Consider the following 20,236-nt stretch of genomic DNA (forward strand, 5'->3'; position numbering starts at 1 on the left):
ATGTTGACTCTGGTCGTATGACGATCGTTTTGGGGGTGGTTGTCTCATAGCTGTGTAGTCGATTGAGTCGGTTTGCGGGCGATACAGCGAATACTCTTCCTGGAGCAGCGATGCCTCTACGAAGACGCTATGAATCCATCTCGAAGGCAGCGCTTTCGCCGGTTACTGGGCGAAGACGGTTGCCTCCAAGACCGATGTTGCAGGTCGGTCTTCAGGGAGGTGCGTACCTCCATAGCGAGTACCGCTATGGGTTGGAGTTGAGTTCGATGAGCCAGTGAACCGAGGGGAGATCCTAAATTCATGATCTGGCCTCCACACGATCGGCGATGGCCTACGATGTGGGGCGTTCCGTCACCAAACGCGAGCCTTTCCATTGACTCACCAGTATAGGATGCACATTGGAAGCGGTGTCAACAGACAGAGTGTATCAAGAAACCTGTGCTCACGCTCAGGGTTTCACGATAGTGACCTGCTGTTGGGGAAATAGGGTTCGCCTCGAAGCTTCGAACGGACGAAGATCGAAACCTGAAACCCAGCCCAAGGCCGCCTCCGAAGCGTATATCCTATGCGGCGAAAGCAGGGAGAGGCTGAGCGTGAGGGTGAGGCGCAGGAATCGATATAACCCACCCACCACACGCAGGCACTTTGCCAACCCCAGCCTGGATGCGATTCCAGAGGAGCGGCAGATGCGTTCCGGAGACAGACGTCCTGCTGTCGTGCTTGAGAGCGAATATCCGGTGTGATGGATAGGTCATAGTTGTTCTTCTTTCTGCGCGTCACCGTGTGACATCTGGCGATTGTCCACCAGATGGATAACGTGTAAAATCAATATCGGGATCACTATTTAAATATTTCTGAATTATACTGATATTGTTCAGTGTATACAGATGATAAGCCGCTCCCGAAGAGGGGAACAGGAAGTGATGCTCCAGAATTGGAATTCTTGGAGATGAAAATGATACTCAAAGCAAATAGGTAGCGGATTGTGCACGGCATCGTTGATAGCGCCTGGGTGACGCCGATCGAGGGAGAGGAACCACGCCGCTGTCTGCGCTTGCAACGGAAATTTCTGCACAAGTGGAGATTCGGCTCGAACACGAAACCTACTACGACTGGATATCGTTCGTCCCGCTGCGTGATTCGGATGCTGGTGCGTTGACGAAGTACTTCGGGAAGATTGCAGGTGAGGACGAGTACAAGTATCGAGGTATCGAGTGTCGCCAGCGAAGTACGCCGTCGTATATCGACGATGCGCAGAAAGCGTTGATTCGAGCGCTGGATGCGTATAGTGATCCGGAAGCGGTGTGTGAGGAATTGCGGTCGTGGGTTAATCGCCTGGAGCGTGGGGCGGTCGATCCGAACGAATTGGTGATTACGAATCAGGTTTCGAAAAAGCGGGAGGACTACACACAATCGACGCGGACTGTTGGGGCATCAGAGCGGGCGGCAGATCTAGGGTTGAGACGTGCGCCTGGACAGAGGGTGTCGTATGTAGTAGTCGATAATGCGAAGCGGTCGCGTGAACGGGTGATGTTGGCGAGTGAGGAGTTGGACGAGTATGATGTTGGGTTCTATCGGGAGTTATTGGTTCGTGCCGAAGCGAGTGTGCTATCACCGTTGGGATGGCGTGAGAAGCGCATTGAGCAATTCCTCTCAAGCCATGACGAAATCAGCATCAAGTCATTTCTCTAACGATAACACGTTTAGAGGAGGGATCTGTTGTCCATCTGCGCCTCTATAGAACCAAGAGCCACGACCTTTTGAAACTCTCAATCAGTGATGGGTACCAGCGGTCGTGCTGAACATAGGGTGCATATCTTGTGCGTCAGATGGTAGCAATTCGGGATGCTCTAACCCGCGTAGATATTAGACCTCGAAAATTGACATTCAATAATTGATGAAATTGCATGTGCAGAAAAGGCTTGAGGATTCCCCTCGATAATCCGTCGCGATTGACCTATGATTACGGGTCGTTCTTCGCACCGCTCCATTTTTTCACGACCTCGGAAGAAATGACGCTGACAACTTCTAGCCCCCAGAAAACGATGATAGCGATACCACCGAAGACAAACAGGTAAAGAACAAGGCGGAACAGGTATTCTATCAACGTAATCTCAAGGACGGAGCCGCCGTGCAAAATGACGAAGGATGTGGGGGCCATTTGTGATCCGGTTGGGCATACACTACTGTTCGGCCGCGTTCAAACCACGATATGCCATTACGACGCCAACGACGAAGACAATCGTCGCCACGTAGATGGGGCCGAGATGGACCATCCAGTCGTGGGCGAACGCATCCGCCGTGTAGTGCATCGGTAACGCGAGCGCCAGGCCGGTGACGGCAGCAACGACCGCCGTCGCCCACGCCCAGGTGAGCCGCTGACGTACACCGTACCACGATAAGGCGGTGACTGCTATTCCCGTCGAAATGATGAATGCGGCGGTGGCAACGTGGAGGTGGCTGATGTAGTACGCGACTGTTGGGTTCAGATCGGCTTTCGTCATCCCGTCCAGGGTACTGACTCCGAGTTCGAAGCCGCTTCCCACGAAGTTCAATACGAGGAATACGATTCCATAGCCGATGAACGCGACGCCTGCGAGCGCCATCAACGTGGATCCGTTCCGAAGCTGTAACCCGAGCTCGACCTGTTCTTCCCGTTCGTCTGCGACCGATTGTTTTGTTGCCATTGTAATCACTTGTGGGCGCTGAGCGAGATGCTCTTCACGCCGTACTTCTGACACGCGTTCGCTGCCTGCTCCGAGATGAACTCGTACTGTGTGTTCTCTCGGACGTCCGTTACATCGAATCCGGTATCTTCGATGATAGACGTGTAGCGGTCGACCTGCTCAGCCCCACCGATACAGGCCGCCCACAGATCCTCGTCGTTCTTGATGCTCTCGGGCATCAGTTTCTCGCTGATGATGTCGGAGATAGCGAGCCGTCCACCTGCTGCGAGGACTCGGTTCGCCTCCTCGAACACCTGCTCTTTGTCCGGCGAGAGGTTGATAACCCCGTTCGAGATCACGACGTCGAATGCCCCATCATCGAAGGGGACGTCCTCGATGTATCCCTGCTCGAAGGAGACGTTGTCCATCCCTGCTTCGTCGCGTAGCTGCCGCGCCTTCGTGAGTTGTTCGTCGGTCATGTCCAATCCGGTCACACTCCCGGAATCCCCGACCTGTAACGCCGCAACGAACACGTCCGTCCCGGAACCACTCCCCAGGTCGAGCACGTCGTCCCCCTCCTGGAGGTCGGCGAGGTCGAAGTAGTACCCCACGCCCGCGAACGACTCCAGGGCCCGTGCGGGAATTCGGTCGAGATCGCTTGCCGGGTATCCGAGCCTTTCGGCTAACTCGCGACCCATCTCGAAGTGATACTCCTCGTCTGGCTCCTCTGCGACGTCTTGATAGACGCTTTTGACTGCCCGCTCGAGGCGTTCAACGTCGAGTGAATTTGCCATTCGTCGTCACCTCGTCAGTCGTCGGCCGTCATTTCGGCCGGGGTGTTCACCGTGAGTTGGATGTCCTGAGCGAGTGAGACGAGTGTATAGACCGGTGCGCGTCGCGCCCATTCGTCGACCTGATCCTTATCGAGGTTTGGGCTCTCGATTTCGATTTCGGCGGTCAGGTTCTCGAAAACGGTGTCGGCCTCTCCGAGATCCCTGAGACTAAAGAGGACGCTCGGATCGCAATTGGTTCGGACACGAGTCTGGAGATGCTCGATGTCGACGCCGTTGGCGACGGCGTTGATGGTGATACCCACGTTGATGCACGAGGCGAGCGCGGAGAGCGCGACCTCAATCGGCTCCATCCGGTCGGTCGCCCCAACCCAGCCACCTGCGTCCAGTACTTCCTTCCAGCCACCATAGGGAATGGTGTACTCCCGGGTATCGCGCGCGATCGTCTTGCCACCAAGCGTGTAACTGTCCATCTTCGCCAAGCTGTGAGCGCACGTTCCCTCGTAGGTCGAACGAGCACTGAGCCCGAGCTGCACCTCGTCGGAGTTTTCGGCGGCGAATTCGGCGAATCCTTCTAGTTGTTCGATGTCAACACCGTGGTTGACTTGCGGATCGGTAGCCATGGTTTACACGACTTGAAGGTGTTCCTTCCGGAGTTCTTCGTCTGTGTACTCTTGCTCGTGGACTTCTTTCATATGATTCTTGGCCAGTTCGAGCGCTTCGACTTCGTTCTCTGATTGGATAATGAACCGGCAATCGGCTGCTGCCGCTTCACAATCGAGTTTGTGTGCTGATGCCATGGTGGTTTCACTGCCTCCCAGCGAAAGACGGTTCGAGCTCAAACGTTAGATAGCTAACTTGTGACACACCGTTAGCGGCTGACGCCATGCCCACGCAGTGACTATCCTGCAGCGACTGACGCCCGTGCAGACGATGAATGATCGTCACTGATTAGAGGAAGGGGGAGCCACATGCTGGTTTCTCTGGACATACGACCTTGAACCCATGGTGATGCGGCGACTAGGCGGAATCGAGGGTGTGCTCGATCGACCTCGACACGTCCGTCTCGTTAGTCCATGAATGTCTCGAGTGGAACTGTCGGAGTCTGGCGCTGGTAGAACGAGTATTTCGACTCTGCCCACTCGCGTGCTTCCTGCGAGTCGGTGTCGACCAATACACGAACCATTACGTTGTCGGAATCGTGGCCGCATATCGCAACCCGGTGGTCGAAGATACCGATTCCATAGTGCGGTAAATCGTCGTGTAACCAGATGGTGAGATTACCGCTCGCGAGGGTCTCCGCGGATAGCTTTGGATAGGTTGAGCGGATATACTTGGCGACGCTCGGTGGGTCGATAATCTCCGCTTGCATGCCATCGATGACCCGTTGGCAAAACTCGTCCCGACATGGCTCAAGGAGAGGGAGGTCGGATCCGACGAACCGGAACTGGTCGGTTTCCTTGATCAGCAAGAGGAAGCGATTTATGGGGGCGTATGGGTTGTCTGCTTCGGCGACCGTCACGACCGCATCGGAGCACATTTCGATCGTGAACCCGCTCTCCTCGTCCGGGAGCCATTGCCAGATGTTACGGAGCTTCCGCTCAATTTCGACTCGCTCGATCAGCTCTGCCACCGCGGACGCGATAAACGCGCCCAGCGGTGTCGCTTCGTATTGGTACTCATTCCTCCGAATCCAGTTGCGTTCTTCGAACTCGCTCAGCGTCCGTCGGATCGTAGATGACGAGACCCCAGTCATCTCCCAGAGCTCGGATCGGCTACGGGGACGGACAGTCAGAGCGACAAGCGTCGGAGCACGGTGTTCGGATCGTGCGAGGTACGCAATGTCGTCAATTGGTGATCCCGTGGTCGATCCCATGCCACTAGTTCACATGGTTCTGTAATAACTATTCGCTTTCCAGTGAGTCGGTTCCCTTCGACGGTACACAAGAGGGTATTGTCCTACTAACTTCATTTCCGATTTCCAAAGAGATATTAGGTTATCAGTGATCGATTTTCGCAAAAATTGTTAGCAATCCAATCAGTACACCGAGGCTGTCGGCCGAAATTACAACCCCGGCGGTACGTGTCTTGTCGAGAGGTAACGCTTTGCTGCATAGCTACTCTCTATCTGGCATTCTGTTCTTAACAATTGATTGGAATATGACTGTCAACTGCTGGCTCGAAATCTCGGATCACTTCGGCACGTTTTCAATCAGGCCGTCCTCGACTGTCGCTAGTGAGACTAATCGGTTATAACGTTGTAATATCGGGCGATCGTGAGAGCGACCTCCTCCGTTTCGCAGAAAATAGCGCATTCCACCGTAACCAACCTATTACTACCACCATGTGTCACCGGCAACGCGGTGTGAATCTCGGGTGGTGGCTTGGTTCGAAAGGGGGTTCTGCGAACCCCCATGATTACAACGCTATAATTAGCGCCCTCCGTTTCGTTCCGCGTTCGCTTCGTGGGCACGCATCCACCCGGCTAAGTCGGGATGGGCGAACGTGATCTCGATGTGATGGCCACCAACGCCCATCGCGTCGTCAACCGACAGCGTCCGTGACTCTTTGTAGCTCACGCCGGGTACACGCTCGGCCATCTCTTCCATCACTCGATAGCCGTCGTTCTTGTACGCACAACCGTAATGCGTCGCGACTTCTCGATAGCCTAACCGTGCGACCATTACGTCGTTCGTCTTGGCGACGTTCTTTGCGTGCTCAAGCGCATTGAGGTATTTATCCTCGACTTGCTGACTCTCGGTACGCTTCTCGGGGAAGTTGACTAGTTCGATGTTCCGTTCAGAGCACCAGACTGTCTCGAAGAGCTGGTGATCTGCATTCGAGGCTTATTCGTAATTCAATTGCAACAGATTGCTTCCACGTTCAACGAAAATGTCAGTAATAAATATATTACTTTATTGAGATGCCCGAATGAGAGACGCAGCATCACTGCTGGGTACGATATCTCAATGATACTCAAATACGGTGACTCTTGCCCATGTGTCAGGGCGGGCAACAGTCACTGAAAGGGACAATGCGGCTCAAAGGGATTCGTCGATGCTAGTGATTTGATTTGTCGGCCGTTGCTTCCATCGCTTGGATTTTGAGGATGAGAATATTGTTCGTCGTATCCGTACTATCGAGTTCTCCCTCAATAACCAGATCTGAAAGTGGTGTCGGCCCAACACGCACTAAATCACCATTGTGGAAGTCACTCAGTGACCCCTGAATATGGATCTCGGCACGGCAGAGATCTGGATGATGAACACTGCTCAAAGAAATCTGTTCGACGTTTGCATTCTCCACTGGTTCCTCATTGTGAACCAGCGGTACCTTCGCAGCCTCATCCAACGTCTGTACATCAAGAGCATTAAAAGCAGTTGACGTCGGTTTGTACCCACCTTTCGGTCCAGGTACTCCTTCGACGAGTTGGAGTGCTTTCAGTGATTGCATCTGATTGCGGATCGTCCCTGGATTGCGATTGACTTCGCTTGCGATCTCTTCACCTTTCACTGCTTCGTCGGTCTCGCTGTGAAGATTGACGAGTGCGGTGAGAATCGTCTTCTGACTTGCTGTCAGCTCGATTGATGACATACCCAAAAATATAATTTCTCGTTGTTTAAATCCTGCTCTTCCCGATCTGTATACAAAATTATACTCCCCTACTTTCCTTATTTGGGCAAGTTATTATGCTTAATTGTCGGAGTTTTTCTGGCGATAGGCCAGTTATATTTGCTGCTTCTCTTAATCTAAATTCATTATATCAATCAGAACTTACAATTAGTCGCGCCGACATGAGTTTGTCTCTCCGCGAGTTTACTCTTATAACGTGTCCCGTACCGTCAGAAGTGCACATAGCTTCAGATCTATATCTCCTGTTTTCGGTTGGTTAGAATACCAAATAGCTTGATTTCAGTCCTTTGCAGTGACATTGAAATCGATCCATGATATACATTTGTGGCACTGCTCGTCCTTGTTGCCTTTATCCTCGCCACTGAGGTGTGTCAGCTGGGTAGACGTAACTCTTTCCCAACCTCGGTACTCGTATCCTGATACGTGTGAGACTCGCATCTGCTCTGTTATCGTATACCATTCGTTTTCTAAATAAAAGAGTTCATACAGTCAGCGTGTGATGAACCGATATGCCATCGTCACTCCACGTTATCGGGCACCAACAACCGGATACGGATACGATCTGCTCTGCACTCGCGTATGCACGATTAAAGCAGGCTCAAGGCGTCGATGCAACGCCAGCACGGGCCGGTAAGGTAAATCCAGAAACGCAGTTCGTCTTGGATCGCTGGGATACCGAGAGTCCGTCCCTACTTGACGATGCTGCGGGAGAACAGCTGATTCTCGTCGATCACAACGAGTACAGTCAAGCTACATCCGGTGCACAAGATGCAAAGATTGTTGAGGTTGTAGATCACCACCGAATCGGCGACATAGAAACCAGTGATTCAATCTACTTCCGGAATGAACCCGTTGGTTCTACCGCTACTATCCTCACACAACTGTATAATGAGGCAAATAAAACGATCGACGCCCAAACTGCTGGGCTTCTCCTCAGTGGCTTGCTGAGCGATACCGTGGTGCTTCGCTCTCCAACAACGACCGACCAAGACCGGAGTACTGCTGACCGACTTGCGGACATAGCGGGTGTAGATATAGAGGAGTATGGCAAGGAACTCCTCCAACAGAAGAGTAAAATTGGGGAAAAAAGCCCCCGAGAGATGGTTCTAAGCGATTTCAAGGAGTTTGAATTTGGGTCGCATCAGGTCGGGATCGGACAAGTAGAAACAGTCGAACCGGAAGTAGTGCTGGAGCAACGTGAGGCAGTGCTCGCCGCAATGGACGACGTTGCTGCAGAGCGAAACTACACTGTGTTCCTGTTGCTCGTTACGGATCTCCTTGAAGAGGAATCCACTGCGCTGATCGCCGGTGCCCAGATAGACACAGTCGAAGATGGTCTCGATACAACGTTCACGGAACAAGAGGCGTTCTTACCTGGTGTAATGTCAAGAAAAAAACAAGTGGTGCCACCACTTGAAGACGCCTTTAATTAATCTAGAATCATTCAATTTAGCTACAAATGGTGAATTAGCGCGAGATCACGTTTCGAGGTACTCGGTCTGAGTTCTCTATAGATGTAATCTATCGGGAGCTGTGAACGAATTCACCGCCTCCCTGGTTACCCAGGAAGGTTATTCATCGCACCGTTGCTCGTTTCTCGCTTAGCTCTTCCCTAAGCATTCCGTCGTTTTGCTCACCGTACCGAGTCATTATACTGGTCGTTGAGGCTCAAGGATAATTTGGCTGTCCATTCATGTGAACGTGATTTGTTGCCCAACAGGTATAGCAAATCGAGTTATCTCAGTGTTTTTGAGTCTCTACAGCTGTTTTCTTCTAAACTCGTACCCATCATACTCATACTCGGTGAACAGCTCTCGCGTTACACTGTCGTAACGCACACCGAACGGATAATGTAATGCACAACGAGATATTCTTTCATCTCGAACACCCGAGGAGAAAAGAAGAATTCGTTACATCCCACAGTAGTCGACCGATAATTACGCATCAGAACGGACGCAATTTGTGTCCGTTCCTCATCACCGCGGACACTGTGAGGCGGTGGTGTTACGCCCGTCCGTGGGAGGGCGTTACGCTGTCGTAACGCCCTCCGTGTCTGTGGTGTCCTTCGTCATCCCGGCTGTGTTGTCCGTTGCTCTCGTGACTGGGGTTGCCTCCGACAGGACGGCATCCTCGACTGTAACTAATTATACTATACTAATCTCGACGTATTCACTTCCGGTCTGGCTGGCGATTGTTTACGGTACGATCTAGCGAAGTGACTGCATATGCTTCGTGAGACGGCTCTGTTCGATGCGCTCCAGAGTGAGCTTGCTATCGTGTTGGACAAGACATGAGACGAGATTAACGCTGAGCGGCTTCGACGCGGGTGCTCGAAAATGACAAGGATACATGGCTGCTGATCGGCCTCACTGAGGGGGCAACAGCGGTTCTTACCTACAATCGGCTGATGAATTCGATCACCCGAACACCGATCGAGCATGATAGTCTAGATGGGAATGGGTGTCGGCAGATCGACCATCGGCGGACGGAAGGGCAGGTGCTCGAATCAGTGCAACAGCTTGGCAAGGAGTATTTTGACTGGGCTCATCCGCGCTATCGATTGGTACTCGATGCAGAATATTGGGTTGAATGAGAGGGGTTAGGCAGTTGTCGTGGTTGTGTTCCAGCGACCGTAGCCGTGTTGTTTAGCCTGCTGCTGTTTGCGCATGAACTCCTGGCGTTTGCTGAACTGCATGTCTGGTACGCGAGCGTAGCCGCGGCGAATCAATTCCGTGTTCACCATGGTGTTGCCGATGTAAACATATGCTTGCAGATGGCCGTTCTCTGTTGCACTCACTAAGGGATCAGAGACGACTGTCACAAGTTGCTGATTGAATTGTGAGTTTGCATCGCGGATAGCCTGCTGTTGAGTCGTACCATCCTCGGGAACGTTCACGCCGATCAACTTGACAATTTGGATAGTTTCACCGTGCTTGATCTTGAGCGTCGTCGGATCGATGATCTTGAGTATACGCGCTTGGAAGCGCTCGCTGTCCTCAGGGGTACCAATGTCTGCTGTTGTCGATTGCCGCAGAGATGTCGTCTGTGTCCGTGTTTCCGACCGAGTTTCCGTCGTCGTTGTGGTTGCCCTAGTCGCTTCTGTCGGTGTGGTTGTCGTGCTAGCGACTGGGGCCGTCTGTGAGTGTGTCTCTGTCGCTATGCTCGTCGGAGTCGTCGTTGTCGTTGAAGTCTCGTCACTGCCACCGAGGCCGAGCCCACCGAAACAGCCGGCGAGGATGATGAGTAGGGTAAGGCCGAGAAAGGGGAGGGCGCGATGCATACTAGTGGTGGTTGCTGTATTTATTTTAACGTTGTGACTGCCGGATGATGCTCGATAGCGAGCGACAGGAAATGCGCCGAACGCTCGAAAGTAGTCAAACATCTTGAGAGGTACAGTTGCGGCGATTGCGGCGGATCGCTCCGCGTCGAGGAGGCCACCGAATGAGGCACGAATACCGCTGTCCGCGCTGTCAGCGGCTTGTTGGGATGATGACGGCGGCTGGCCCGTCGCGGGTCTACCTAAGTCCGTGCGGGTATCGGGTCGCCACTCCCGACGAAGTGCTTGAAATGGGCGATCTGCACCCACCACGCCCTGATGTGTGGGCAACGGAATTTCTCGCCAAATCTGATGGCCACCCCACTGACGGTATCGGCCTTCCCATTCTTTCATTCGGACGTTTTCAAACGGTACAGATGCTAGCGCAAACTAACATATTATATTAATATTCATGTCTTCACTTCAGAGAAGGTTGGCCAATGCCTGTCGATGTCGAGTCTCGGCAGTGTTGCGTTCACTTCCTGTATACCACTGAGTCATCCACTGCATCGCAGGTAGACGTGTCCCTAACAAATACACATCTCGCTGCTTTTCTAACCGAGTTGGCCATGTCGAATTACGGGTATACCCGTCTTGGAGTCCGTTCCGGATTCGAGTGCGAAATTCTGAATCGTGTGATCCGTAATTACAGAGGAGCTGTTCCGTTTTGACGAGATCGTATTCCGGTGGTGCTGCGATTGCACTTTCCCAATCAAGGACAGTTCGGATGCGGCCCGTTTCCGGTTCGATAAGGAAATTTCCAAGTCGATAGTCATTATGCGCAAATTTAGCTTGAAAATTCCCAGCGAGACTCTTGATTGAGTTGGTGAGTGTTCTTCGAAGTTCCGGCACAAGATCGGCAAATGGCTCTTCGTTCTCAAGAGAAGCGAGTGGATGTTCTACGAGCGTGGAGAAATACTCTGGCCAACCTCGGTCGTTTTCTTTGACTGAAAGCATATCTCTGTCAGCGATTATCGTTCCAAAATGAGAAAATTTCCAACTTTGATGTAACTCTGCGAGATGTTGACCAGCTGTATGTGCGAGATGGTATTGAATGTCTGATGAGAGAGTGGTCATATTTCCTTCGTAGTTTTCACCATCGCAGTACTCCATGAGAAAGAACGGTGTTTCGTCGATAGTGCTCCCGGTTCCAAATATTTGTGGAACCGGGATATCAGTGGCCGAAGCGATTTGAGTGAGTATCTGTGGCTCTTGTCGGAAAATATCTGGATCTGTCGTAGTACAGTATTTTAGAATGACGGGAAATTCGTCGCGATCGATTTGCTGCGGGACTTGTTCGTCAGCAGTAATTTGGAGGATATATATCTGATTAAGGCCTTGATCGACAGCGTCTACTGCTGTAACAGTCCACTGGGGATAGACTCCATGTACGAGTTCGGTGATCGTTGTCTGTGAGAGCATATCTGTGTTTTTGCACTCCAGTAACTATCCCAGACACCTAGATCTGTATAAAGGTGAGTTTCCTTGAGACGATCTGTCCGCACCGATCGGAAGTAATAATTTTGACTATTCTGTTCCCTGTATCATTGCTTCCGCCTTGGCTGGCAACTGCTTACGGCGAGTCCTCCCGAGATGCCCCTGTTCGATACGCTCGACAGTGAGCTTGCAATCGTCTTGGAGGACACACATGCCAACGAGATCTACGGTTGGTACCAACCAGCGAAGATCCATTATACAATATCCATGATAACCGTGTAATTCATTGCTGAATCTCACTGACTCCTGCTGACGCTTTCGGCTCTCCTTCACTCTTTCATTTGTTCGTTTCTGGTTGGTACAGGTACTAACATAGGCTAGTATACTATACTAGCCAACATGGTTCTGCTGAAGCTCTTAGAGCGTGACTAGAATGGTGTGCTAAATAAAGAGGCTGAATGCAGCAGAGCGGGATCTACAGATGATGTAGCTAACAGTGGGTACGTATCCAGTGCTGATAGAACGGCCATGCTGAACCCTGGTCGCATTACTTGTATTTCATCCCGATTAAACTCCAACAGTACTTTTCCCTGTCGCATCATCGCACGTCCTCACGGTTCCTTGCTAAACTCATCCTGCTGACCATCTGCCGCACGCATAGCGATCACTGCGTGCAGGTGGAATTATTAGTTAGCCTGTCGAAACCTGATCGGTGGTTACACATGACACGCACCGATCCACGGATCGTATCCCGCCGGTGGTGCCAGAATGACTGATCTCATCCTCTACGTTGACCAATCATCGGTGCATGATGGGAAACTGGACGAGCTCAAGCCGGACATGGCAGAGCTGGCCGACTTCGTCGAAGCCAACGAGCCAGACATCCTGTCGTACGACGTCTACTCCAGCAGCGATGGGGAACAAATGACGGTCGTCCACATGCACGACGATCCAGCAACGCTGGAATATCACATGGACGTTGCTGGCCCCAAATTCTCCCCGATCGGTGAGTTCATCGAGCTCGAATCGATTGACGTGTATGGTGACCCTGGTGAGGAAATTGTCCAGCGGTTACGTGAGAAGGCGACGACCTTGGGAACCGGACGTGTTTCGATACACGACTTCCACGAGGGATTCGACCACGTCACGGCAGACTGAATTCGTTGAGGAAGTATTCAGCAGCCGACTGGTGGACGAGCGATCCTCCTTCGGCGGGGATCGAGTCGAGTCATGATCGGTGTTCGACTGTGGAAACGTACCGTTGGGACACAAATGAGAATGAGCGCGGCGCAGTTCAAACAGTCAGCTTGATGTCCTGGTTCATGCGGAAAAGGTTCGCGGGATCCCACTCGTTCTTGAGATCGACCAACCGTTCATACCGCTCGCCGTAAGCTGTCCGGACTCTGTCTTCCTCGTCGTCGAGGTAGTTCACGTAGACGCCGTCAGCAGCATAGGGACTCATGGCCTCGTGGAACTCTCGGGCCCACGAGATGAGTTCGTCATCCCGTCCGGGATCCGTCCATTTGGGTGCTACCGTAAACGAAAACGCCGCATCTCTATGCGGGAAGGCGGTCGCGGATGGATCCACCGTGTTGGCACTGTTGTTGCTTGAGTTGCCGTGCTGGTCGTCTGGGTTGCTGTTGTCGTGCGGGTCGTACTGGTCGTTACCGGCGCTGTAGTCGTTGCTGGGGATTCTGTCTGTGGCTGTGGCCCGGTGGTTGTGGTTGTAGTGTCGTCGCTACTGTCACCGAAGCCAAGCCCAAGCGACCGGGCTTTCGAGAGCATGGTCGGCAACGCACTGTCCTGGTGGGCGACATAGTCGAACTCGTCAATGAAGAGATTGCAGGGAATGCAGTCGATCTCCCGCATTTCGGCGCGTGCCCGAACGTGCGACCACAAACGACGGATAATCGCCATACTCACCATCTGTTTCAATTCGTCGCGTTCTGGTCCCATCCGCACGACGAGGATTTTGCGCTCTTCGATGATATCGGCGAGGTCGAGCAGGGTGAACTCGTAGTCGAGGCGGGCGGTTGCCCGAACCATCGTCTTCGTAATTCCGTCCATGCGCGGCCCCCAATACTCGTCGATCCCGATCATCTTCGTGAGGTCTTCGACCAGATTTTCGACTGCCGTATCAAACATCGGGTCGGCAGAACCAACCCCCGAATCGAGGATATTCAGCCCCACAGTAGCAGTCCAATTTCCCCCCGGCTCTAACCAGACGAGAGCATCGTTCTCGATGCGATGTTCAGGCAGAATGTCGATGAGCTTTGGGCTGTCGTCGCCCTTTGGCTTGATAAAGACGACCGGGAAGTCTGCCTCAACTTGCGACCGAATCATATTGTCCATCAGTGTGGACTTGCCGTAGCCGGTCGGTCCCAACAGCACCGTGTGCTTGAGCAAATCCTCCTGCTCGATGCCTGCATGTCGCCCGCGACGAGTGCCAACCCCAACGAACAATGGCTGCTCCGGATTCGTCCGTGGCCCCTCCATCATGCTTCGTGAGAGCGGGCCCGCGAACAGTTCATCCTGCTCGTCATCGCGAGCGATCATCGGTTGACCCTCGACCATCTCTACGTCGTCCTGCTGGTACTCATACAACCACTCGTCGCTGTCCTCGCTTTCGTCGTCAGCCTCGGATTGTTGGCCGCCAAGCGAGAGGGTGTTGCGAATTGCGTCGAACATCACCACTCACCGTCCTGCCGGTCCATATCGGGGACGTGTTGGGTTGAATCGGCGGGCGCATCCGTTCCCGACTGCATCCGATTCCAGTCCAAATCTGGCGCGTGAACATCGTTTTGGGAGGGAATATGCGCCAGCACCGCCAACTCTTGGTCTGTCAACACACTTTGCGTGACCGTCAACCAACTTCGCGCAGGGCCCGGCTGCTGGCCACGCAACCAGAGATGACGAGTGGACGTGACCTCGATGGCATTCTGCATCGTATCACTTGATGTGAGGGGTGTCGGGACGAGCGATTGACCATCGGGATGGCTGAATGTCGTCGTGAAGAACTCGACAATAGACTGGGCACGCGTCTCGGCAGCCTTCGCAGTCGGACCAACCGCAATCACACGCAAACTCGCGTAGAATGCGGATCGGCCCCGCTGATTCTGGATGTCGGTCGCAATGTGGCGGTCGCGTTTGGACTCCACAACGTGCGGGTTGATCTCGCCGACAAGACGGCCATCTTGCATTGCATCGGCCACCTCGTCGCTCGTGCTGCCAACTTTCCCGCGTCGGAACCTCATATCATTGACCGGCTCAAACGTCACTTTCACGATCATGCGCTCGCCATCGTTCGCGATAACTTTCGGCAAGAGCGACGTGTACGGTCCCCAGAGATGGAATCGACCTTCGATCCTCGACGTCGAAGCGGAAGCAACAGTCCTCTTCGAGATCAAACCGAATTTCAGCAACGTATTCACCGTCGTACATTGTCGGGAACGCGTCGGCTGGATCGACGTCGTTCACGGTCGGATTTGGATACGTGCCGGAGACGTGGCCGCGAATGCGTTCGGGTTCGGGTGAACTCATCAGCACCCGCACAGAGTGCTCCTCGTAGAGGAGACTGAAGCTGTAGGTCGGCAGGGTTCCGCGCTTCGGGTCGCGGTAGAGGTCCCGAAAGAGGGTAGTTCCAGTTGGCTCACTTCAACCAGAATATGGTACTGGTGAATACTCGTGTCCCGCTGTTCGAACTCTCGTGGAAGTTCGTCACGGTAAGTCTCGACCACCTCTTGCAACGCGGGGATTGCCTGGACGTCGGAGTCGCTGAGACGGTCGTCTTCGTCTCTTCATCAGTCGAAAATACCCAGTCTGCAATTGTCTTCTTCGGTGTCGATCACCCGATCCTGAACCGATAGGCGTGTCATGACAGATTCACTCATAGATTCGAGTTGCGACTGAGAGTCGATAAAATAGAGCGGTCGGAACGTTAGTATATGCTACTAGCCGGCGGTGACCGATTACGAGCTCGCAATCTTGATTGTTCCGATCACAATCAGGGGGAAATGATCGGGGAATCGCCGTTCTGAAGAAGGTGAGTAGTTCGAGCAGACGACACAAGCTTACCGGAGGGCGTGGGGGTGGCTGTTTTCACTTCCGCTTACGATTTTAGGCGGCATGAGGTCGATGTCATCCTGCGCGACATTTACATCTCGATACTGGGGTGTTGCCGCGCCGATTACCCTGAGGCGCTACCTGTAAACAGGGAGTAGCTACTGCTCGTACTTCTTATGTCTAGAGTGAGAGTAGCGGGAAACTCGTGACGAAGAGTCCAGCTATGAGGTAGATCGCTGGCCCGACTGATCTCCAGAGTGGATCGTCAACCCGGAAGAGATGCGTCAGGATGGCCCCGATCATCGTGGCGATAATTAACATTCCGCCGAAAACAGCGAGAATTGGAGCGAACACGAGACCGACGAGCAACCCGAGACCCCCAACAGCTTCGATGCCACCGGTAACGAATCGGAACCACTCTGGATAGCCGTACCGCTCGAAATCCTTTTTCGCGATGTCAATGCCGATTATCTTCGCGCTGCCCGCACCCACCATAATGAGTCCGAGTAGCCCTTGCACGATGGGGATAGCCGTTTCAATTGTGCTCATAGATGTTCTCTACTTGCTACGCTGGGCGAGACCACAGATTCACGCGTGAATAGATTCACCTTTTTAAACCACCCTACGAGTCTGTTAAGCCACTCACCAGCCAACTCTAGCGTGCTATGCCTCGTGTACGCCTGAAAACCAAGATTGGAGCAGACGACGACAATTGGCTGGCTGGCGTCTCGACCGACTTCTCGGATGCCGGGTTCAAGATCCTGGCGAGCACTCCCACAGACGATGGTGTGCTCGAAATAGTCGAAGTAACAACACCGGACAGGGACACCATCGTTCGCCGGTTCGACGACGCACCGGAGGTGCACTCCTACGAAGTGCTCCATTCCGACGAGGAGATGGTACTGATCCAGTTGGTATTTCCGATGCCATCATCGTATGAAGCGAGGCGCGCGACGGGGAACCTTCCGCAATTTCCCCTTATCATCCGAGACGGGTGGTTATCGAGTGAACTAATCGGCTCACAGGAGCAGTTGTCAGAATTCACTACCGAGTTAGCGGCGGCTGACATCCCCTATGAAATCATGTCGTTCACTCAATCATACGAGGCGAGCGGACTCCTGACCGAGCGCCAACGGGAATTCATTACTGAAGCGGTTGAACGTGGCTACTACGACAGTCCCCGTGACTGTACGCTCATCGAGCTTGCAGAAACATTCGGGGTCAATCAATCAGCGGCTAGTGGCATTCTACATCGGGGTGAAGGCCGAATTATCAAGAAGTTCATCTCATAGGCGACTGCAGAGATAGACAAATCGAGGGAGCCGAGAGTGAAGTCAATCTTTAACCATAATAACTTGGCATCAAATGATTTCTCGCCAATCCAAGCGATTGTATCTAACCTGGCTGCCTACAGCACCTCCGCGAAATTTCCCACCTTCACGGCCTCGAAACCGGCCTCCGAAGCGCTCACCGTGGCGAACAAGGATTTCCGCGTCCCCGAGTTCAACGACATCGAAATCCAGATCCATTCTCTTACGCTCCGTTCGCGGAGGTGTTTCGAGATACTCGACGATATTGGCGCTCTCAGACATCGTGACCCCGGTGTTCTCGTCGATAATAGCTGGCATGATACTTGCCACTAAGACGCTTAACGGCATTGCGCTCGGAATGTACCGCCTCGACAAACCGCGATTGGTCGTTGAGATCGTACTCATTGAGGACGCGGACGACGCGCTCACACAACGGACAGGCCTGAAAGCCGATTCAACGTAATCGACGGGTCGTCGGTGATACCTGAGTTACTCATGGATATCTCAGTACACAATTAGGGCAAGAGACAGGTGAGCGCTTTGTTGCCACCAGCTTACATAGGTGATCGTGAACCTAGAGATCGAGGATATTTGATTGTCACAATCGTCAGTGGTAGCCACTACAATTGCCAACCTTACGTTGTTTCAAGCGACCCATGAAGCACTTTTGCAGCGACTAAGACCGGATCCCAAACGGGGCTAAACGGCGGGGCATATGAGAGGTCTAATCGCTCCAATTCCGATATTGTCTGGCCAGTATCTAATGCAGTGGCAAGCGTATCGGTGTGGATTGCAGCGCGGTCAGTACCGACGATACTGCCACCGAGCAGCTGGTGTATCCTTCTATCGACTGTTAACGTGACAGTTGTCTCCGCGGCACTTGGGTAATATCCGGATAGCGATGACGCAGTGATAGTCTGATTTTTGTTAGTATATTATTCTAACTACAGTGGATTCGTTGTTGCTATTTGTTTCAAATCAGTGGCTTGATCGGAAACGAAGCTATTGCTGGCAGGGACAAATTTCATGCTTCCTTGAGGGCGGCAACCTACTCGAATCCACTTCCACTTAGAATCCTAAGAAGGCTTGGGAAATTGTCACCTATTCGCCAGGAGAAAGAATAAGAACTTAAAAATTATCAATAATTTGCATTTCCCGAGTTTCAGAGCACGCCCAAAAATTGATATTGTGACGGCGAAGTAGTCAACATACGTTTTTAATTTCGACCAATATGTGATCTTCAAGTGATCACTCTATAATCTGTCTCTCTGTTTCTGACAAAACATCTTGAACAATTGGAACCCAGGAGAGTTAGAAATCAAACACGTCGAGTCCAGTTCGTTCGTCAAGCTGATGCCGTAACAGCGTTTCACCCTTCTGAACAATGAGTTCAAAGGTGCCTGAGACGCGAGCACCACTACAGTGGCCGCCAATCGATTCGAAATTACGCTTGCCTAATTGGATGTGCGCATGGATTTTGTCTGGTCCAATATTTCCGGTGAAATTGGTTACCTCAAACTCGCCTTCGAATGTCTCTTCGTGGTACTGCTGACGCTCGACATCATAGTGTCCGAGTGTTACCTCGTCGACGGCTCCAATCCCCGTAAAGAAGGCACTCTCAATAGATGCTGTTTCTCTAAGTTGGTCAAGAGAATCGAGCACTTGGTCTCCTGGATCGAGTCGAACAATGTACTGATTCTCTTCGTCTACATACTCCATGATTCTATGTGCGCTACTACGGTTGCTTTTCACTTAACATTCTCTATAATGACGTTCCTAATTAATCTTCAACTTCTGAGGATACATCAATTATATGGTGTAGTCATGCTCGGTGTGTCCATGAACCACGTCGGGTGCAACGACGCAACTTACTATGTTGGATGACAGTGTTAACCGAACATGCTGATGGCTCAGTTCGCCACAGCGTTCCGTTTTTACCAATAGATATAACTCTTTGTATAATTATATATTCAACATATAATGTATAAAATTGGTATGGCAGTCGCCATTCTGCTTCTCTGCTACTTGAAAACATGGCTATCTGAACTGGTTAACCAACATAACTATATTATACCGGATCTATATTGTTGGTTAAGAAATACAACACTGATGTCAGAACCAACGAAGCCCCAACCTTCTGATCTACTACCGAAATACCTCGTCGAAGGGCTCCAAAAACAAGACAGTGAAACATTGCAGGCTATCGCGCACTATGCCCAAGAACTCCGCGTCTATCGCGCCGCGCGAGCGGAGGCTGAGCGCACAGCAGCTGCCAACACTCATCAGATTGAACAGGCGACAGCCGAGGAACTCGCCGCCAAAGCACATGCAAAAGGAATTCCCGAAGATATCGCAGACTGGAGCACGATTTTCGAAAAAGGAGTTCCCGCGAAAGCATCAATCGTGAGGAAGACAATCAACGATAACGAGTATTACTACTTCCAATGGCGAGAAGGCGACCGGATTAGATCAGAATATCTCGCTCCTGTGAGTCCAAAATAACGATTGACGACTAGTTGGAAGGGCAACGTCACACTACTAGTCATAGTAGGAGAGATACCACTGGTTAACCAACACCACTGGTTTTGAACAATACTGTAGGTTAAAGTGAGGAGACAGCGTATAAACGCACCGAGGCTGGAATATTCTCGTCTCATACAAAAAAGGAAACAGATGACAATGACTGAGACTGGTCGGCCGCTTAATTGTGGTGCGTACGACACTTTATTCGTACAAAATCACGAACAGCAAACGTTGATGTGTTCCAATGCCTTGAGGCTCTTCGCGACGTAGCTGGCAACTACAAATGCACGTTAAAGAAAGTTCGGAAGTACGAATGAGTGATTATCTGACTGCCCTACAGAGCAGTTTGTTACTTTCGACCCGTATCCCTAGCTGAGGGAATCGAAGTTAATCTTTGGTTCGTGATGCAGATTTTGCACTTATCACACCACCAAGTAACTCGGCCTATCGTTCGCTGGTGAAGCGGTCTGAACATAGACGTGGGACTCATCCGGGAGT

24 protein-coding genes and 2 pseudogenes are annotated in these 20,236 nt (G+C 52.1%); 7 read left to right on the plus strand and 19 right to left on the minus strand.

Annotated elements, in window-relative coordinates:
- The first annotated feature begins 1,077 nt into the window (after positions 1 to 1,077).
- Positions 1,078 to 1,692, plus strand: a complete 615-nt coding sequence (locus LIX15_RS27385) for a DNA polymerase domain-containing protein (RefSeq protein ID WP_227778395.1) — start codon at positions 1,078 to 1,080, stop codon at positions 1,690 to 1,692.
- A gap of 271 nt (positions 1,693 to 1,963) precedes the next feature.
- On the opposite strand, the gene LIX15_RS27390 is transcribed toward LIX15_RS27385, so the two are convergent.
- The 8 genes from LIX15_RS27390 to LIX15_RS27425 all read right to left on the minus strand — a co-directional run bounded on the left by LIX15_RS27390 (position 1,964) and on the right by LIX15_RS27425 (position 7,051).
- Positions 1,964 to 2,161 (minus strand): hypothetical protein, encoded by a 198-nt coding sequence (locus tag LIX15_RS27390; protein ID WP_227778396.1) that lies wholly within the window; start codon positions 2,159 to 2,161, stop codon positions 1,964 to 1,966.
- 22 nt (positions 2,162 to 2,183) lie between these two features.
- Positions 2,184 to 2,687, minus strand: a complete 504-nt coding sequence (locus tag LIX15_RS27395) for a hypothetical protein (protein WP_227778397.1) — start codon at positions 2,685 to 2,687, stop codon at positions 2,184 to 2,186.
- Between the two features lie 5 nt (positions 2,688 to 2,692).
- Positions 2,693 to 3,460 (minus strand): methyltransferase domain-containing protein, encoded by a 768-nt coding sequence (locus LIX15_RS27400; RefSeq protein WP_227778398.1) that lies wholly within the window; start codon positions 3,458 to 3,460, stop codon positions 2,693 to 2,695.
- Between the two features lie 14 nt (positions 3,461 to 3,474).
- Positions 3,475 to 4,080, minus strand: coding sequence for an OsmC family protein (locus LIX15_RS27405; RefSeq protein WP_227778399.1), 606 nt, complete (start codon positions 4,078 to 4,080; stop codon positions 3,475 to 3,477).
- 3 nt (positions 4,081 to 4,083) lie between these two features.
- Complete coding sequence (locus tag LIX15_RS27410) at positions 4,084 to 4,257, minus strand: DUF1059 domain-containing protein (protein WP_227778400.1); 174 nt, start codon at positions 4,255 to 4,257, stop codon at positions 4,084 to 4,086.
- 269 nt (positions 4,258 to 4,526) lie between these two features.
- Positions 4,527 to 5,333, minus strand: a complete 807-nt coding sequence (locus tag LIX15_RS27415; protein WP_227778401.1) for a helix-turn-helix transcriptional regulator — start codon at positions 5,331 to 5,333, stop codon at positions 4,527 to 4,529.
- Positions 5,334 to 5,889: 556 nt separating this feature from the next.
- Positions 5,890 to 6,141, minus strand: a complete 252-nt coding sequence (locus LIX15_RS27420) for a hypothetical protein (RefSeq protein ID WP_227778402.1) — start codon at positions 6,139 to 6,141, stop codon at positions 5,890 to 5,892.
- Positions 6,142 to 6,517: 376 nt separating this feature from the next.
- Entirely contained in the window at positions 6,518 to 7,051 is a 534-nt protein-coding gene (locus tag LIX15_RS27425; protein WP_227778403.1) for an Rrf2 family transcriptional regulator, read from the minus strand.
- Positions 7,052 to 7,599: 548 nt separating this feature from the next.
- Here LIX15_RS27425 and LIX15_RS27430 point away from each other — a divergent pair.
- Positions 7,600 to 8,523, plus strand: a complete 924-nt coding sequence (locus tag LIX15_RS27430; RefSeq protein WP_227778404.1) for a manganese-dependent inorganic pyrophosphatase — start codon at positions 7,600 to 7,602, stop codon at positions 8,521 to 8,523.
- A gap of 893 nt (positions 8,524 to 9,416) precedes the next feature.
- On the plus strand, positions 9,417 to 9,683 hold the full coding sequence (locus tag LIX15_RS27435; RefSeq protein ID WP_227778405.1) for a hypothetical protein: 267 nt from the start codon (positions 9,417 to 9,419) through the stop codon (positions 9,681 to 9,683).
- Between the two features lie 6 nt (positions 9,684 to 9,689).
- Here LIX15_RS27435 and LIX15_RS27440 read toward each other — a convergent pair whose 3' ends face one another.
- Positions 9,690 to 10,697, minus strand: coding sequence for a thermonuclease family protein (locus LIX15_RS27440; protein WP_227778406.1), 1,008 nt, complete (start codon positions 10,695 to 10,697; stop codon positions 9,690 to 9,692).
- A gap of 132 nt (positions 10,698 to 10,829) precedes the next feature.
- Positions 10,830 to 11,828 carry a phosphotransferase family protein gene (locus tag LIX15_RS27445; RefSeq protein WP_227778407.1) on the minus strand — a complete coding sequence of 333 codons (999 nt, stop codon included), beginning with the start codon at positions 11,826 to 11,828 and terminating at the stop codon, positions 10,830 to 10,832.
- A 783-nt stretch (positions 11,829 to 12,611) separates the two neighbouring features.
- Between LIX15_RS27445 and LIX15_RS27450 the strand changes: the two genes are divergently transcribed.
- Positions 12,612 to 13,001, plus strand: coding sequence for a hypothetical protein (locus LIX15_RS27450; protein WP_227778408.1), 390 nt, complete (start codon positions 12,612 to 12,614; stop codon positions 12,999 to 13,001).
- A 136-nt stretch (positions 13,002 to 13,137) separates the two neighbouring features.
- Here LIX15_RS27450 and LIX15_RS27455 read toward each other — a convergent pair whose 3' ends face one another.
- From LIX15_RS27455 to LIX15_RS34060, 5 genes are all read right to left on the minus strand, one after another.
- On the minus strand, positions 13,138 to 13,305 hold the full coding sequence (locus LIX15_RS27455) for a BBE domain-containing protein (protein ID WP_227778409.1): 168 nt from the start codon (positions 13,303 to 13,305) through the stop codon (positions 13,138 to 13,140).
- Between the two features lie 68 nt (positions 13,306 to 13,373).
- Entirely contained in the window at positions 13,374 to 14,531 is a 1,158-nt protein-coding gene (locus tag LIX15_RS27460) for a type IV secretory system conjugative DNA transfer family protein (RefSeq protein ID WP_227778410.1), read from the minus strand.
- The gene (locus LIX15_RS27465) at positions 14,531 to 15,133 is read right to left on the minus strand and encodes a DUF8128 domain-containing protein (RefSeq protein WP_486327123.1); all 603 of its coding nucleotides are present in this window, start codon (positions 15,131 to 15,133) and stop codon (positions 14,531 to 14,533) included. Before LIX15_RS27465 ends, LIX15_RS27460 begins: the two co-directional genes overlap by 1 nt.
- A complete protein-coding gene (locus tag LIX15_RS27470) occupies positions 15,111 to 15,383 on the minus strand; it encodes a hypothetical protein (RefSeq protein ID WP_227778412.1) in 273 nt (90 codons plus the stop codon). Before LIX15_RS27470 ends, LIX15_RS27465 begins: the two co-directional genes overlap by 23 nt.
- Positions 15,383 to 15,580, minus strand: coding sequence for a hypothetical protein (locus tag LIX15_RS34060; protein WP_486327122.1), 198 nt, complete (start codon positions 15,578 to 15,580; stop codon positions 15,383 to 15,385). Before LIX15_RS34060 ends, LIX15_RS27470 begins: the two co-directional genes overlap by 1 nt.
- On the opposite strand from LIX15_RS34060, the gene LIX15_RS27475 reads away from it, so the two are divergent.
- On the plus strand, positions 15,509 to 15,709 hold the full coding sequence (locus LIX15_RS27475) for a hypothetical protein (protein ID WP_227778413.1): 201 nt from the start codon (positions 15,509 to 15,511) through the stop codon (positions 15,707 to 15,709). The genes LIX15_RS34060 and LIX15_RS27475 overlap by 72 nt on opposite strands.
- A gap of 376 nt (positions 15,710 to 16,085) precedes the next feature.
- On the opposite strand, the gene LIX15_RS27480 is transcribed toward LIX15_RS27475, so the two are convergent.
- Complete coding sequence (locus LIX15_RS27480; protein WP_227778414.1) at positions 16,086 to 16,454, minus strand: DoxX family protein; 369 nt, start codon at positions 16,452 to 16,454, stop codon at positions 16,086 to 16,088.
- A 116-nt stretch (positions 16,455 to 16,570) separates the two neighbouring features.
- Between LIX15_RS27480 and LIX15_RS27485 the strand changes: the two genes are divergently transcribed.
- On the plus strand, positions 16,571 to 17,197 hold the full coding sequence (locus LIX15_RS27485) for a helix-turn-helix domain-containing protein (RefSeq protein ID WP_227778415.1): 627 nt from the start codon (positions 16,571 to 16,573) through the stop codon (positions 17,195 to 17,197).
- 264 nt (positions 17,198 to 17,461) lie between these two features.
- Here LIX15_RS27485 and LIX15_RS27490 read toward each other — a convergent pair.
- From LIX15_RS27490 to LIX15_RS27500, 3 genes and pseudogenes are all read right to left on the minus strand, one after another.
- Positions 17,462 to 17,712: pseudogene (locus LIX15_RS27490) on the minus strand (glutathione S-transferase N-terminal domain-containing protein); the annotation flags it as partial.
- Positions 17,713 to 17,850: 138 nt separating this feature from the next.
- A pseudogene (locus LIX15_RS27495) lies at positions 17,851 to 18,138 on the minus strand (FAD-dependent oxidoreductase); the annotation flags it as partial.
- A gap of 388 nt (positions 18,139 to 18,526) precedes the next feature.
- Entirely contained in the window at positions 18,527 to 18,934 is a 408-nt protein-coding gene (locus LIX15_RS27500; protein ID WP_227778416.1) for a PPC domain-containing DNA-binding protein, read from the minus strand.
- A gap of 276 nt (positions 18,935 to 19,210) precedes the next feature.
- Here LIX15_RS27500 and LIX15_RS27505 point away from each other — a divergent pair, with 276 nt between their 5' ends.
- Positions 19,211 to 19,717, plus strand: coding sequence for a DUF6788 family protein (locus LIX15_RS27505; protein ID WP_227778417.1), 507 nt, complete (start codon positions 19,211 to 19,213; stop codon positions 19,715 to 19,717).
- Positions 19,718 to 20,236: the final 519 nt, after the last annotated feature.

The sequence above is a fragment of the Haladaptatus pallidirubidus genome, assembly GCF_020700235.1.
Lineage (GTDB): Archaea > Halobacteriota > Halobacteria > Halobacteriales > Haladaptataceae > Haladaptatus > Haladaptatus pallidirubidus.